8 protein-coding genes are annotated in these 15,564 nt (G+C 74.1%); 2 read left to right on the top strand and 6 right to left on the bottom strand.

Annotation, left to right across the window (positions count from 1 at the left end; translation table 11 throughout):
- Positions 1-7 precede the first annotated feature (7 nt).
- Positions 8-1,585: a DUF6801 domain-containing protein gene (locus tag BT341_RS14555; RefSeq protein WP_072476815.1), complete on the bottom strand. Its 1,578-nt coding sequence runs from the start codon at positions 1,583-1,585 to the stop codon at positions 8-10.
- A 251-nt stretch (positions 1,586-1,836) separates the two neighbouring features.
- Between BT341_RS14555 and BT341_RS14550 the strand changes: the two genes are divergently transcribed.
- Both BT341_RS14550 and BT341_RS14545 read left to right on the top strand, forming a co-directional pair.
- Positions 1,837-2,769, top strand: a complete 933-nt coding sequence (locus tag BT341_RS14550) for an ATP-binding cassette domain-containing protein (RefSeq protein WP_072476814.1) — start codon at positions 1,837-1,839, stop codon at positions 2,767-2,769.
- The gene (locus BT341_RS14545) at positions 2,766-3,599 is read left to right on the top strand and encodes an ABC transporter permease (protein ID WP_072476813.1); all 834 of its coding nucleotides are present in this window, start codon (positions 2,766-2,768) and stop codon (positions 3,597-3,599) included. Before BT341_RS14550 ends, BT341_RS14545 begins: the two co-directional genes overlap by 4 nt.
- A gap of 89 nt (positions 3,600-3,688) precedes the next feature.
- Here the strand turns inward: BT341_RS14545 and BT341_RS14540 are convergent, their stop codons facing one another.
- From BT341_RS14540 to BT341_RS14520, 5 genes are read right to left on the bottom strand one after another with little or no spacing between them, the layout of a single operon-like run.
- Complete coding sequence (locus BT341_RS14540) at positions 3,689-4,795, bottom strand: glycosyltransferase (RefSeq protein WP_072476812.1); 1,107 nt, start codon at positions 4,793-4,795, stop codon at positions 3,689-3,691.
- Positions 4,792-5,568: an alpha/beta fold hydrolase gene (locus BT341_RS14535; RefSeq protein ID WP_072476811.1), complete on the bottom strand. Its 777-nt coding sequence runs from the start codon at positions 5,566-5,568 to the stop codon at positions 4,792-4,794. Before BT341_RS14535 ends, BT341_RS14540 begins: the two co-directional genes overlap by 4 nt.
- Positions 5,556-5,846, bottom strand: a complete 291-nt coding sequence (locus BT341_RS14530) for an acyl carrier protein (RefSeq protein ID WP_072476810.1) — start codon at positions 5,844-5,846, stop codon at positions 5,556-5,558. Before BT341_RS14530 ends, BT341_RS14535 begins: the two co-directional genes overlap by 13 nt.
- Entirely contained in the window at positions 5,843-9,682 is a 3,840-nt protein-coding gene (locus BT341_RS14525) for a beta-ketoacyl synthase N-terminal-like domain-containing protein (protein ID WP_084742858.1), read from the bottom strand. The genes BT341_RS14530 and BT341_RS14525 overlap by 4 nt, the downstream gene beginning before the upstream one ends.
- Entirely contained in the window at positions 9,676-15,420 is a 5,745-nt protein-coding gene (locus BT341_RS14520) for a type I polyketide synthase (RefSeq protein ID WP_072476809.1), read from the bottom strand. The genes BT341_RS14525 and BT341_RS14520 overlap by 7 nt, the downstream gene beginning before the upstream one ends.
- Positions 15,421-15,564: the final 144 nt, after the last annotated feature.

The raw sequence follows: 15,564 nt of genomic DNA, 5'->3' as shown, positions 1-15,564 counted from the left end.
CGTTCGGTCACTTCTTGGTGAGGGTCACTTCCAGCCTGTTGCCAGGACCGGAGGCGAGGGCGGTGATCAGCCCGGTGAGGAACCCGCAGCCGGTGAACCGCGGGATGGCGTACGTCGCGGTCAGCTTGCCGCCCTTGAGCGGGTCGAACCCGGGCGCCGAGGCGAGCGGCACCTCGGCCGGCTTCACCGTGTGGCAGGAGTTCGACGCCAGGATCGGGAAGCCGAACACGCGCACCTTGGTGAGGTGGACGTCGACCGGCGCGTCGGCCTTGACCGTGCCGGCGGTGAGCGTGCCGGTGATCGGGCCGGCCTGGTCGAGCTTCACGGTCGCCGACGCCGGGATGAAGCCGAGGACGCGGAAGTACACGTCCGACTTCGGCAGCGCGAGCTGGGCGCCGAACCTGCCCGACGCGGTGTCGAGCTTCGCGTCCAGGGTGCCGGGGCCGAGCGGCAGCGTGGCGTGCAGCTGCTGGAGGACCGACCGGCCCTTGACCGCGTACTTGACCTCGATGCCGCCCGGCGGGGTGGTCGGCTGGGTTGTCGGCGTGGTCGGTTCCGTGGTCGGCGTGGTCGGCGTGGTCGGTGCGGTTGTCGGCGTCGTCGGCGTGGTCGGTTCGGTCGTGGGCGTCGTCGGCTCGGTCGTGGGGGTGGTCGGTTGCGTGGTCGGCGTGGTCGGCACCGTGGTCGGCGTCGTCGGCTCACTCGTCGGCGTGGTCGGCTCGGTTGTGGGGGTCGTCGGCTCGGTCGTCGGAGTGGTCGGTTGTGTGGTCGGCGTCGTCGGCACCGTGGTCGGTGTCGTGGGCTCGGTGGTCGGCGTGGTCGGTGCCGTCGTCGGGGTTGTCGGCGTCGTCGGTTCCGTCGTCGGAGTTGTGGGCTCCGTCGTCGGAGTGGTCGGCGTGGTCGGCGTGGTCGTCGGCGTCGTCGGCGTCGTGGGCGTCGTCGGTGTGGTCGGCGTCGTGGTGCCGCCCGCCGGCTTGACCTCGAACGTGCCCAGCTGCTGGTTCTGCCCCGGGACGGCGACGCAGTCCGACGTGAACGTGCCGAGGTCGGTCGGCTGGCCGTTCGCCGTGCGCGGGGTCATCGTGGTGCTGAAGTTCCCGACCGTCACCGACGCGGTGCCCGGGCTCGGGAACGTCACGGCGGGCGCCTTGCCGCTGGTCTTGACGTGGAAGGCGCCCGACGGCGGCACCGGCGTCGACGCGATGACCAGCGGCAGGTTCAGGTTCAGCGTCTTGTCGACCGGGTACTTGAGCGTCGCCGCGGCCTTCGCCGAACCGTCCAAAGAGGTCGCGCCGACCAGCGCGAGGCCCTCGGTGGCGGTCTCCGGCACGGTGACGTCGACGTCGAAGGTGATCGGCGTCGACGCCGCGCCCGCGACGGCGTTGTCGGGCAGGTTCGTGTCGATCTTCACGGCGAGGACCTGGTCGCCGATGAGCGGGAACGGGCAGGTGTAGTTCAGCGTCAGGCTCACCGGCGCGGCCTGCGTCGGACCCGCCCCGACCAGCGCGACGGTCGCCGCGACCCCCGCGACGGTCGCGACGGCCAGGCCGTAGGCGAGCTTTCTCGGCTTCCACGAAAATCTCACGGCTCGTCACCTCGGAAATGGGGAATTTCCGGGAAAGTTACCTGTGGAAATCCGCCTCGACAACCCGATGGCGATTCTTTGTCATACCCGTGGGAACACCGTCGCCGACAAGCCTCACGCAGGTCAGCCCTTGTCACGCGCATGCCATCCGGCGTCCCGGAAATTGTCACGCGCACGGTGGATGGCGGCGATCGTCTTGCCCGGCACCGCCGGGTCCGGCTACGTTTTCCCGGGCAGGGAAAGGAGCGGCCATGAACCAGCCGGTCATCGCCGTGACGGACCTCGCGAAGCAGTACGGCGAAGTCACCGCGCTCGCCGGGATCAGCCTGGCCGTCGCCCGCGGCGCGGTGCTGGCGGTCCTCGGCCACAACGGCGCCGGGAAGACCACGCTGATCGACATCCTCAGCACCCGCGTCCGCCCGAGTGCCGGCAGCGCCCGCGTCTGCGGCTACGACGTCGTGCAGCGCGCGCCCGCGGTGCGGCGGCGGATCGGGGTGACCGGGCAGTTCGCCGCGGTCGACGACGCGCTGTCCGGGCGCGGGAACCTCGTGCTGGTCGCCCGGCTGCTGGGCGCGAAACCGCGGCAGGCGCAGGCGCGCGCGGCGGAGCTGATCGCGGCGTTCGGCCTCGAAGACGCGGCCGACCGGCCGGCGGGCACCTATTCCGGCGGGATGCGGCGGCGGCTGGACCTGGCCGCGGGTCTCGTCGGCGCGCCGCAGGTGCTGTTCCTCGACGAGCCGACCACCGGCCTCGACCCGGTCAGCCGGGCCGGGCTGTGGACGGTCGTCGAAGGGCTCGCGGCGCGGGGCACGACCGTCGTGCTGACGACGCAGTACCTCGAGGAGGCGGACCGGCTGGCCGATCACGTCGTCGTCCTCGGCCTCGGCCGCATCACCGTGTCGGGGACGCCGGCGCAGCTCAAGGCGCGGCTCGGCCACCGGACGGCGACGCTGACCTTCGGCACCGAGCTGGCGTTGCGGCGGGCGGTGGACGCCTTGTCGCGCCTGGGTCTCGCGAGCGGCCGCGCCGGGCTGGTGCTCACCGTGCCGCTGTCCGGGCCGGGCGACATCCCGGTGGTGGTGCGGGCACTCGACGCGGGCGGCGCGCCGCTGCGCGACCTGACGGTGACCGAGCCGACGCTCGACGACGTCTACCTTTCGCTGCACCCGGCGGTGGGGTCGTGACGCAGGCCCGGCACCGGGCGGCGGTGGCCGCGCTCGGCGACCCGGCGGCGTGGCCGGAATGCGGGTTCTGGACGCAGGTCCGGGTGCTGGCGGCCCGTTCGCTGCGGACGGCGTTCGGCGACCGGCGGCTCGTCTTCTTCGGGCTGGTGCAGCCGGTGGTGCTGCTGTTGTTGTTCAGCCAGGTGTTCAGCGGCGTCGGTGCGTTGCCGGGTGTCGCGGCGTACCAGGGTTACGTGAACTTCCTGGTGCCGGCGACGCTGGTGAACATCGCGATGACGACGGCGATGAGCTCGGGCGCGGGCCTGCTGGCGGAGATCTACGGCGGCTTCACCGGACGCCTGCGGTGCCTGCCGATCTCGCTGTTCTCGGTGCTGGTGGCCCGCACGCTGGCGGACTCCGCGCGGCTGGGCGTCCAGCTGGTGGTGACGGCGCTGGCGAGCGTGGTGTTCCTGGGCTTCCGCCCGGCGGGTGGCGTGCTGGGCCTGGCGCTGGCGCTGGTGCTGACGCTGGTGGTGGGCTGGTGCCTGAGCTGGGTGTTCGTGGCGATCACGACGTGGCTGCGCAAGGCGGAGACGCTCCAGGCGGCGTCATTCGTGGTGATGTTCCCGCTGATGTTCTCTTCGAGCGCGTACATGCCACTGGACACGATGCCGGCGTGGGTCCGCGCGGTCTCGGCGGTGAACCCGCTGACGTACGCGATCGACGCGACGCGGGCACTGGCGCTGGCCCGCCCGCTGGGCTGGTCCCTGGCGGCGGCGCTGGCGATCGCCGCGGTGGCCGCGATGGCGGGCTCCACGCTGGCGGCTCGCACGTTCCGCAACCGCGCCTAGGCAGCGACTCCAGGCGGGTCGCCGCTTCTTCCGCAACCGCGCCTAGGCCAACGACTCCAGGCGCGCCGCCGCTTCTTCCGCAACCGCGCCTAGGCCAACGACTCCAGCCGCGTCGCCGCTTCTTCCGCGCCACCCGCGGCTTCGAACGACTCGCGAATCCGGACCGCCCCCGCGCGGTGCTGCTCCGCCGACTCGATCGCCGCGCGGATGTCCGCCGCCTTCGCGCGGTCGAACCGGAGCCGGATCCCCGCCGAGGCCGCGGTCACCTGCTGGGCCAGCATCGACTGGTCGTCGCGGATCGGGGCCACCACCAGCGGCACGCCGGCCGCCAGTGCTTCGCACACCGTGTTGTGCCCGCCGTGGCAGACCACCACCGACGCCCGGGCGAACACCGCCACCTGCGGGATCCGCCGCGCCAGCCCGACGCGCTCGCTGACCAGCTGCCCGGACGGGTCCACGACCAGCCCCTGCACCGACGGCATCCCGGCCAGCGCGTCCACGCTCTCGGCCAGGAACCGCGACCCCGCGGCGTCGTTCGACGTCCCGAGCGTGACCACCACCAGCGGCCGTCCGTCCGAACCGGACCACTCGGCCGATGCGGCCGGCAGCACCGGACCGACGTAGGACACCGGCACCGCCAGGCGGCAGGGCCCGGCCAGCGCCCGCGTCGTGAACGCCAGCACCAGGTGCGGCGAGAACCGCAGGTCGCCGAGCAGCACGCCGTGGCGGGCGCGCAGCCCGGCTTGCAGATCGGAAACCCAGGACGCGATCTTCGGCAGCGAACCCAGCGGGTCGGCCAGCTCGGTGGACGTCGACGCCGACGTCGCCCACGGCAGCCCGCACCGCGCCGCCACCAGCGCGCCCGCCATCGCCTGCTGGTCCGCGACGACCACGTCGGGCGAAAACGCCGTGACCGCCGCCGACACCCCCGGCACCATCGCGTCCGCCAGCGGCACCAGGTACGACTCCCACAGGTACTTCAGGGCCGCGAACCCGCGCAGTCCCGGCGGCCGCAACGACAGCGCGAAGGGAGCCGAGTCCCCGGCCGCGCACACCCGGCCGGAGACCAAAGCGGACAGTTCCGGCTCCGGGCCGCACCACGCCACGGAATGGCCCCGCGAAGCCAGCGCGTCGGCCACCCCGCGCAACGGCGCCACGTGCCCGGCCAGCGGCGGCACGACCAGCAGGAACCTCACGCCGCGTGCCGTTCGATCCAGCGGAGCACCAGCTCACGCACCTCCCGGTGCTGCTCCACCAGCACCGAATGGCCCTGCCCCTCGAACACGTGCAGCTCGCCGTGCGGCAGCACCGACGTCAACGCCTCGAGGTCGTCCGCCTGGTAGCCGTGGCTGCCCAGGATGGACAGCACGGGACAGCCGATCGCCGCCACCTGCGCCCAGGTGAGCAACGGCCCGAGCGGGACCTCCTCGGCCATCTTCGTCGACATGATCCGCTCGGCCGCCAGCCGCGCCAGCCGCCGGTGGTGGGCGCTGAAGTTCGCCTCGATCCAGTCGAAGCTCTCCTCGACCTGCAGGAACCGCACGGTGTGCGCGAGGATCCGGCTCATCTTCTCCGCCCACACCTCGGTCGCGGGCTCGGACTCGATGCACACGATGCTGCGGACCCGCGAAGGATGGGCCACGGCGTAGCTGTAGGCCAGCGTCCCGCCGAAGCTGTTGCCCACCAGGTGCACCGGCCGGTCGACGCCGAGCTGCCGCAGCAGGTCGTCGAGGTCGGCGACGAAGTCCCCGAGCGTGTACCCGCGCACCGGACGTTCGGTCTTGCCGTGCCCGCGCAGGTCGTAGCTGATCACGTCGATGCCGGCCGCCGCGACCGGCGGCGCCAGCGTCAGGTAGAAGCTCGCCAGGCTGTCGGTGCCCATGCCGTGCAGGAACACCACCGTCTCGGTGCCGCCGGCCGGCACGAGCTGCACGTTGGTGCGCAGCCCGTTCACGGTCATCGTGGGCACGTGCGCTCCCCCACGAACCGGGCGATGTCGCCGACGGTCAGCCCGATGACGTCGTCGAGGTCCTTCTCCGCCAGGTACTCGGCGAGGTTGACCTCGGCGCCGAAGTGCTCGGCGAGGATGCTCGCGAAGGTCACCAGGTCGATGCTCTCCAGCTGCAGGTCCTCGTGGAACGTCGTGTCCGGGGTGATCTCGACCCCGAGGACCTCGGCGTCGCCGACGAGCTCGGTGAGCAGCTCGGCGACGACGTCGAAGGTGGCGGACGCGTGGTCGGTGGTCATGGCGTGCTCCTGTGTCGTGCGATGGCGGTGTCCCCGGTCAGCTCGACCGTGACGGCGAAAGGCGGCAGCTCCCGGTGCCTGCCGGACACCGTGCCGTCGTCGTGGACGCGGATCTCCGCCGGGAAGACCGGTTCGGCGAGCCGGGCCCGGACGGCGTCCTTCACGGCGATGCGCGTCAGCAGCCAGCCGCGTTGCCGGCGCGGCGGGACGGCGGCGAACTCGGCGCGTTCGGCGGCGCTGAGGTAGATGCCGGCGTAGATGTCGCGCGCGGCGACCGTCGGCCAGCGGTCGGTGACGGCGACCGAGCCGTCGTCACGCCGTTCCGCCAGCAGGTGCCGGTCCGGGAACGCGTACACGCGGTGAGCCGCGCGGTCGCAGGGGAACCGGACGTCCCGCCAGCCCTCGACGGTGGCCAGTACCCGGCCGTCCCGGACCAGCTCGGCGTCCATCTCCAGGACGTCCGGCCGCGGCAGCCGGAGCCGCACCAGGCAGCCGAGCCGCGTGCCCGGCGCCGGTTCCGGCCCGTGCCAGGTGAGCCGGCCGATCGACCGCGGGAACGCGAGCAGCCCGTCGGACCGGGTGGCCATCAGCCAGCAGCCGAGCAGCTGGCCGACGTTGTCGAGCAGCCCGCCGGGCGCGGACGGCACGACCAGCTCGCCGCGGATGTGCTGCTCGCCGAGGCCGGTCAGCCGCGACAGGCCCTGGTACGCCGGGCCGTGGAACATCTCGCGCCGCGCGTAGATCTCCTCCGCGCTCAGCGGCGGCGCCGTCTCGGGACCGGGCACCCCGGCCGGTGACGGTGCCGGCGCGAACGTCCCCAGCTCGACGTTCATCAGCGCGTACGGCCCGATTTCGACGCTCACGCGGTCACCTTCGCGGCTCATGACCAGCGGCACCCGCTGGGCCGGCGCGGCGATCAGCCACCGGGAGAACACCGCGTCCCGCACCGCGACCGCCGTCGTGCCCGGCCACGCCCGTTCGGCGGCCCGGCAGGCGAGGTCGACCAGCGTCGTGGCCGGGACCACCGGGCGGAAGTCCGTCTCGTCGGGCCAATCCTCGCGCTGCCGGAAGAACCGGTGGTCACGCAGGTACGGCATGGCCGTCAGCGAGACGTCCACAGTGGACTCCACGCGCCGCTGCGCGGCCGCCGCGACGACGTCCGCGGCGGTCTGGCGCGTCTCGGTGAGCAGGGCCGTGAACTCGGCGACGATCGCGTCCGGCACCCCGGCGGGCAGCTCGGGCAGCACGCGGTCGGCCAGCAGCCCGCGCGCGGAATCGCCCAGCGACAGCAGGGAACTGCCCGTGTTCACCCGGATCCGCCGTGGCTCCAAGGCGGCGAAGTCCGGGTCGCCGCCTTCGGTCCACAACGCGGTCGCGACGCGACGCAGCTGAGCGAGCCCGGAGCGGGTGCCGGAGGCCGCGGCGACGACCAGGTGCCGCCGGTCGCCGAGCGTGTCACTGACGAACGAGCCGAGCTGACCGGCCCCGACCTGCACGAACGCGCGGAACCCCGCGTCGTGCAGCGCCTCGGTCAGCGCCCGGAACCGCACCGGGCGGATCAGGTGCACCAGGTACAGCTCGCGGATCGCCTCCGGCGACGCCGGGTAGGGCCGCGCAGTCGTCGCCGACCACACCGGGACCTCGGGTTCGCGCAGGTCCAGCTCGGCGGCCAGGCGGGCGAACGGCGCGAGGTGCGGCCGCATCAGCGGGGTGTGGAAGCCGGACCGGAACGGCAGCGTCCGCGCCACGATCCCCTGCCCACGGCAGGCTTCGGCGAATTCCGCGATCGCGCCGGGCCGGCCGCAGACGATGGTCTGGCGGGCCGCGTTCTCGTGCGAGATCACCAGGTCGCCGGGCAGCAGGTCCGCCACCCGCCCGGCCGGGCAGCCCACCACCAGGTAGTCCGCTTCGGGCAGTTCGAAGCCGTCGGGCCAGTACCGGTCCAGCAGGTCCGGTGCCGCGCGGTACATCCCGGCGGCCTGCATCGCCGTCCACTCGCCGACGCTGTGCCCGGCGAGCGCGTCCGGCCGGATGCCGAGCCCGCGCAGGGCCCGGTCGAGCAGGAGGCCGGCCGCCGACACGCTCGCCGCCCGGTCGAGCACGCTCGCCGTCGACCACTGTGGACGGTCGAATCCGAAGTGCCCGGCCACGTCGTCGATGCGCGGCTCGGCGTCGGCCTCGAGTCCCGGGTGGACGAACACCGTCTTGCCGCCCGGCAGGAGCGGGTCGGCCGTGCACCACACGTCGCCGCCACCGTGCCACGACCGCCCTTCGGCGGCCACCTTGGCGAGCACCCGCCGGGCGGTGGCCAGCTTGCGCTCGTCCGGGCCGACGATCCCGATCCGGCACCGGCCGTTCCCGGGCTCGCCTGGCCGGTCCAGCCGCTCCAGCAGCTCGGCCGGCGAGTTCGCGGCCAGCCGGAGCACGCGTTCCGGCTCGTCGACGCGCACCCGCCGGCGCGGCGCGCGGTCACCGGCTTCCAGCACGACGTGGGCATTGACGCCGCCGAAGCCGAACGCGTTGACCGCGGCCACCCGCGGCAACGCACCCCACGGCTCCGCCTCGGCCGGCACCCGGAACCGCGTCTTGCCGAGCAGCGGGTTCGGGTCCGCGCAGTTGAGCGTCGGCGGCAGCACCTCGTGGTGCAGGGCCAGGGCGACCTTGACCAGCCCGGCGACCCCGGCCGTGGGCAGCGTGTGCCCGATCATCGACTTGACGGACCCGATCACCGCGCGCGGCCCGGTGGCCTGGCCGAAGACGTCGGCGACCGTGGCCAGCTCGGCGGCGTCACCGGCCGGCGTGGCCGTGCCGTGGGCCTCCAGCAGGCCGATCTCCGCGGGATCGAGGCCGGTCCAGGCGCGCCGCAGCGCGCGGGTCTGCCCGGCGACGGACGGGCTGAGCAGGCTCGCGCCCCGCCCGTCACTCGACGTCCCGCTGCCGCGGATCACCGCGTACACGCGGTCGCCGTCGCGGCGGGCGTCGGCCAGCCGCTTGAGCACGACGAGCGCGGTGCCCTCGCCGATGAGCATGCCGTCGGCCTCGCGCGAGAGCGGGCTGATCCGCTGGCTCGGCGACAACGCGCCGAGCTGGGTGAACAGCGACCAGAGCGTGTCGTCGTGCGTCTGGTGGACGCCGCCGGCCAGCACGACGTCGCAGCGGCGCCGGGTCAGCTCCCCGATCGCCTGGTCGACCGCGACCAGCGAAGACGCGCAGGCGGCGTCCACTGTGTACGCGGGGCCGCCGAGGTCGAGCCGGTTCGCGACGCGCGCGGCGGCCAGGTTGGGGACGAGCCCGGCGGCGGTCTCCGGGCGGAACTCGCCGAGCGGGGCCAGCAGCGCGGTCCGCAGCCGGTCGAGGACGTCCGGTCCGGCCGAGGGCATCAGCTCGCCGACCGTGCGAATGATCTGCCGGACGGTCCGGACGCGCTGGTCGAAGCCTTGCAGGCCCGGCGAGAGGTAGCCACCGCGGCCGAGCACGACGCCGACCCGCTCGGGGTCGCCGAGCCGGCCGAGGCCACCGGCGTCCTCCACCGCGGCGGCCGCGACGGCCAGCGCCGTCAGCTGATCCGGCTCGGTGCCTTCCAGCGACGTCGGCGGGAGGCCGTGCGCGACCGGGTCGAACTCCAGCAGTTCGGGCGCGAAGCCGCCGCGAATCCCGTGGGTACGGTCGGGCGCGGTGCCCTCGCGGCCGTGGAACCCGGGGTCACGGCGGTGCGGCGGGATCTCGGTGACGGCGTCGACCCCGGCCACGAGGTTCCGCCAATACTGGTCCACTGTGGACGCACCGGGCAGGAACACGCCCATGCCGACGATCGCGACCGGTTCCTGAGTCACCACAGTGACGCCGTGTAGAGCACCGCACGGTCCGTGCCGTAGGCGAGTTCGCGCAGCAGCGCCGCGGTGCCCTCGGCCGGGTCGAGCAGGGCGACGTCGCGGCGGCCGTACTCGCGGGCCAGTTCCGGCGACACCATGCCGGGATGGTCGTCCGCCGGGGCCCACGGTCCCCAGTGGACGGTCACGGCGCGGCCGGGCCGGTCCGCGGCCAGCGCCTCCAAGGCGTCGTTCGCGGCGGCGTAATCGGTCTGGCCGCGGTTGCCGAGCACCGCGGCGATGCTGCCGAAGAACGCGACGAACCCGGGTTCGGCGTCGAGCGCGTCGAGCAGGATCCGCGCTCCGTCCACTTTGGTCTCATACACCGACCGGAACGACGCTTCGTCCTTGTCGGCCATGAGCTTGTCGTCGATGACGCCGGCGGCGAAGACGACACCGTCGAGCCGGCTGGGCAGGTTCTTGACGAGGCGCCGCACGGCGTCCGGATCGCGCACGTCGAGCGACGTGTAGTCCGCTCTCCCGCCCGCGGCGCGGATCTCGTCGAGGGTGCGGCCGATTTCGCGCTGGGCCAGCACGGTCCGCACGCGGCGTTCGATCTCGGCCACCGGACCACCGCGGCCGGCCAGCACCGCGCGCATCGCCGTGGGGTCCGCCGGCAGGTCGTCCGGCTCGCCCGGCCACGGGGTCCGCCCGGCGAGTTCGAGCCGGCAGCCCGAGGCGGCGAACGCGATCGCGGCGCGGGCGGTGATCCCGCGGGCTCCGCCGACGAGCAGGACGACGGAGTCCGGGCCGAGGCCGAGCGCGGCCAGCTCGCCGCCGCCCGGCCCGGCGCCGGAGTACGCGATCGAAGGGAGGTCCACCGGCCGCGGCTCGATCGTGAAGCGGCCGACGTCGTCGTGGCCGACGACCGCGGGGCCGTCGCTCAGTGCCTCGTCGACGAGGACCTTGGCCAGGTCCTGCGATGCCTCGACGAGCCGGGTGACGCCGTCGCGTTCCAGCGCGGCCGAGCGGACCAGGCCGCGGAGGCCGGGCGTGCCCGGTTCCGCCGCGACGAGCACAGTGCCCTTCGCCTTCTTCAGCTGGGTGAACACCTCCGTGACGTCACGCGCGAGCAGCACGGTGATGTCCGCGTCCCCGGTGACGACTTCCGCTCCCGCCGCGGCGAACGCGGCCCGCAAGGCGTCGTCCGGCGCCGCCACGGTTTTCCCGTGCAGCCGCCCGGGGTCGGGGCCCAGCGGCACGGGTATCCGCTCGAGCCGGTACCGCGTGGGCGCGCTCGCCGCCGGCCGGGGGTTCAGCCAGCTCTCCAGGTGGGTGGTCAGGGCGTCCGCCGTGCGGTCGCGGCTGAGCTGGTCGGTGCGGTCGTCGGCGGGCAGGCCCAGCCGGGCCAGCAGCGTGCCGGCGATCTCGGTGCGCTTGATCGAGTCGATCGAGAGGTCGGCTTCGAGGTCGAGGTCGCCCGCGATCATCTCGGCCGGGTAGCCGGTGCGCTCGCTGATCACCCCGATCACCGTGGTGAGGACGTCGGCGGGCACGGCTGCGGCGACCGGTTCCGGTTCGGGCTCCGGGAGCACGGCGGGCACGGCGGTCTCGGCGGGCTCGGCGCGGACGACCGGCGCCGGAGCGGTGGCCGGCGCCGTGCCGAGGTAGCCGAGCATCACCTCGCGCTGGGCCGCGACCAGCTCGCGGGTGGTGCGGAGGAAGTCCACGACCGCCTGGTCGCGGCCGGAAGCGGGCTGGGTCATGGCGGTACTCCGAATCCTTCGGGCCGGGGGCAGGGCGGGCGTGGCGGCGCCGGGTGCGCGGGCGGACCGGCCGTCGACGGCCCAGGCGCTGGGCGACGGCTGGGGACGCGCCGGCCGGCGCAGCCGCTCGGTGCGGACGTCGACACCCGCTTCGGCGAGGCGGGCCAGCGCGGCCAGGAAGCCGGTGAGATCGGGTCCGCAGGCGACGACGGTGTGCGGGCGGTCGCCGAGGATCTCCGCGACCAGCCGGGACAGCACCCGGCCGGGACCGGCCTCGACGAACGTCCGCGCGCCCGCCGCGTACATCGCCTCGATCTGGTCGAGGAACCGCACCGGCGCGCCGATCTGCGCGGCGAGTTCACCGCGTACGTCACCTTCGTACGGCCGGGCGGTCCGGTTCGACCACACCGGCAGCCGCGGCTCCACGATGGACTCGGCGGCGAGGTCCGCGGCGAAGACCGGGCCGGCGGCGGCGACCAGCGGGCTGTGGAACGCGCAGGCGACCGGGATCCGCTGAGCCGTGACACCGGTCTCCCGCAGCCGCCGGATCGCGCGTTCGATCGCGGCCACCGGACCGGACAGGACGACCTGCTCGGGCGCGTTGTGGTTCGCCACCACGACGTCCGGGCCGATCAGGGTCGGGGTGAGCACGTCCCGCGGTGCCTTCACCGCGGCCATCGCGCCGGGCTCGGCGACGCCGGCGATGGCCTTCGCCCGCGCCCGGCTGAGCCGCAGCAGCGTCCCGGTGCCGAAGGCGCCCGCGACCGACAGGGCGGCCAGCTCGCCGTAGCTGTGCCCGGCCAGGAAGTCCGGGCGCACGCCGACCTGACCGAGCAGCCGGGCCACCGCCGTCTCGACGAGCCCGAGCGCGGGCTGCGCCACCCGCGTGTCGGTCAGCGCCGCTTCCTGCGCTTGCGCGGCGTCCGGGTCGAACGCCCGCGGTGGAAACGCTTTCGCGGCGACGTCGGGCGCGAGCCGCAGCAGGTCGGCCAGCTCGGGGAAGTGCACGAACAGCTCGGCGAGCATGCCGGTGCGCTGGCTGCCCTGCCCGGGGAAGAGGAAGGCGATCTTGCCCGGATCGGCGTCCCGCCGCCGGATCATCCGCAGCGCCGCCTCGGCTTCCGGCGCCCAGTCACGCAGGCCGTGCCGCCGGTCCGGGGCGACCGGGCCCGCGCCGAGCACGGCGTGGAAGTTCGTGCCGCCGAAGCCGAACGCGCTGACCCCGGCCAGCCGCGCCGGGTCCGCCCACGGGCGTGCGGACGTGGTGAACGTGAACGGGCTCGTCCCGGCGTCCCAGGCCGTGTTCGGCCTGCTCAGGTGCAGCGTCGGCGGCACCACCTCGTGCCACAGGGCGAGCGCGGCCTTGATCAGCCCGGCCAGCCCGGCCGCGCACTTCGTGTGCCCGATCTGGCTCTTCACCGAGCCGAGCACGCAGCTTCCGGGCTTCGCGCCGGCTTCGGTGAAGAAGCCGGTCAGCGTGCGCAGCTCGGTCGCGTCACCGACCACCGTGCCCGTGCCGTGCGCTTCGACCAGCCCGACGTCCACAGGGGACACTCCGGCGTCCCGGTAGGCCCGCTCCAGGGCGCGGTGCTGGCCTTCCGGGCGCGGCGCGGTCAGGCCGAGCGCCTTGCCGTCGCTGGCCGCGCCGACGCCCTTGACCACGGCGTAGATCCGGTCGCCGTCGCGTTCGGCGTCGTCGAGGCGCTTGAGCACCAGGCAGGCGACGCCCTCGCCGAGCGCGATGCCGTCGGCGGCCGCGTCGAACGGGCGGCAGCGCCCGGTCGGCGAAAGCGCCCCCGCCGAGGTGAACATCAGGTAGTCGTGGATGCCGTTGTGCAGGTCGACCGCGCCGCAGAGGACCAGCTCGCTCGTGCCGGCGCGCAGTTCCTTGACCGCGAGGTCCAGCGCGGCGAGCGACGACCCGCACGCCGCGTCCACCGTGTAGTTCGCGCCGCCGAGGTCGAGCCGGTTGGCGATCCGGCCGGAGATGACGTTGGCGAGCGTGCCGGGGAAGGTGTCCTCGGTCGGCTCGGGCAGCTGCGCCAGCAGTTCGGGCGGGACCTCGTCGAGGTAGCCGCCGAGCAGGGAGCGCACCGTGCCCGCGTTGGCGAGGTCGCCGCCCGCCTCCGCGCCGAACACGACGCTGGTGTGCTCGCGGTCGAAGTCACGCTCGGCGTACCCCGCGTCGGCGAGTGCCCGGCGCGCGGTTTCCAGCGACACGAGCTGGGCCGGGTCGACGCTGCCCATCGCGGACGGCGGGATGCCGTGGTCGAGCGGGTCGACCGCCAGCGGCGGCAGGAACCCGCCCCACTTCGAAGTGGACTGTCCGAAGTAGACGTCCGGGTCCCAGCGTTCCGGCGGGACCTCGGTGACGGCGTCTTCGCCGCGGAGGATGGCCGACCAGAAGGCTTCGAGGTCGGGAGCGCCGGGGAACGTGCAGGCCATGCCGATCACGGCGATGTCCCGCGTGCGCTCCGGCGACGCGGGTTCTTCGCGACGCATGAAGGTTTCGCCCGAGGTCACCTCGCGGTGGAGGTCGGCGATCGTCGTCCGGCGGTCGCGCAGCACGGCGACCTGCCCGGCCATGTACATCCCTTCGGCGAGCTGGGTTTCCTCGTCGAGCGGTTCCCCGTCGCGGCGGACGCCTTTGCTCGCGACGCGCAGCCGTCCGGTGTTGAGCTCCTCGAGTCGTTGCCACGCTTCGGGCGTCCCGGCGAGACCGGCCTTGACCTGCTCGAACTCGGCCGTGTACGGGCTGGGCAGGCAGCGTGTCCGGTGGCCGGGCGCCGTCTCGAGGGTGACGGTGGCGTCGGCGGCGAGGACGCGCGCCTGGAACAGGCCGGTGATCGCGCCGTGCGCCACCGCCTCCTCGGTGAACAGGTACGCGGTGCCCATCAGGATCCCGGCGGCCTCGAGCGGTGCCGCCATCGCGGCGACCATCGCGGCCGACCGCGCGTCGTGGATGCCGCCGGCGAACAGCACCTCGGCGTCCTTGGTGGCGTCCAGGACGGCCAGCTGCTCTTCCCACAGCTCGAAACTCGGCCGCGGGCCGACGTGGCCGCCGCACTCGGCGCCTTCGAAGACGAACCGGCGGATGCCGGCGTCGAGGTACTGGCGGAGCAGGATCGGCGACGGCACGTGCACGAACGTCGCGATCCCGTCGGCCTCCAGCGCCTTGGCCTGCCCCGGTTTGCCGCCCGCGATCAGCACGCACCGCGGCCGGGCGGCCCGGATCGCGGCGAGCTGCGCGGCCCGCAGGTCGTCCGGCACGAACCCGAGGATGCCCGCGCCCCACGGCCGGTCGCCGAGGCGCTCGGCGGTGCGCGTCAGCAGCTCGGTGGTGCGCGCGCCGCTCGCCGTCGCCACCGCGACGAACGGGAAGCCGCCCGCTTCGGCCACCGCGGCCGCGAACCCCGGCTGGTCGCTCACCCGCGTCATCGGGCCCTGGACGACCGGCAGCGCGCTGCCCAGTGTCCGGCAGAGCCCGGTGCCGAGGCCGGCCCCGGGCACGTCCACGCCGACGATCCGGCGCACGTCCGTGTCCAGTGTGGACCTGCTGAGCACGCCGGCCGCCCCTCCGGCGAACGCGCCTGCCGCGGTGCGCGGACCCGCGACCCGCCCCCACACCGGGACGTCGAAGCTGTTCAGGAGCTGTTGCAGGAGAACGAAGTCGCTCAGTTCGCCCTCGCCCGCGACCAGCCCGAGCGCGCCGCCACGGACGGCTTCGGCCGCTGTCGCGAGGTCCGGCACTTCGGCGAGTGCGCCCGTCCACGGCGCGGCTGTGCGGAGGGCGAAGGCCGCGCCCGGCGGCAACGGGCCGTTCGTACGCACCCCGTATGGCACCCGGACCCGGGCCGCGACCAGCCGCAAGGCGGCCGGATCGGCGCCGTCGAGCACGCCGAGGCCGCCGCCGCGCGCGACGGCGGCCACCGCGCCGGGATCACCGACGCCCAGGCACCGCAGCCGTCGAGCGTGCGACGGCGGGACGAGCTCGGCCATCGGCGGACCTCCTGTGCGGGGCGGGGTGATCTTTTTCAGGAATAACGCACCGAGCCCATGAAAAGCAATACTCGTGCTACCGTACGGCACCAGTGCAATACCCCACGATCATGACCCTGACCTGGACTTTTATCACCCGCATCG

The organism is Amycolatopsis australiensis (assembly GCF_900119165.1).
GTDB classification, from domain to species: Bacteria; Actinomycetota; Actinomycetes; order Mycobacteriales; family Pseudonocardiaceae; genus Amycolatopsis; species Amycolatopsis australiensis.
Note: the sequence above shows the minus strand (reverse complement) of the source record. Positions and strands in the feature narration are given on the sequence as shown.

Coding starts and splice junctions, on each gene's coding strand:
- BT341_RS14550 (WP_072476814.1), top strand. CDS start 1,837: ATGAACCAGCCGGTCATCGCCGTGACGGACCTCGCGAAGCAGTACGGC.
- BT341_RS14530 (WP_072476810.1), bottom strand. CDS start 5,846: ATGACCACCGACCACGCGTCCGCCACCTTCGACGTCGTCGCCGAGCTG.
- BT341_RS14520 (WP_072476809.1), bottom strand. CDS start 15,420: ATGGCCGAGCTCGTCCCGCCGTCGCACGCTCGACGGCTGCGGTGCCTG.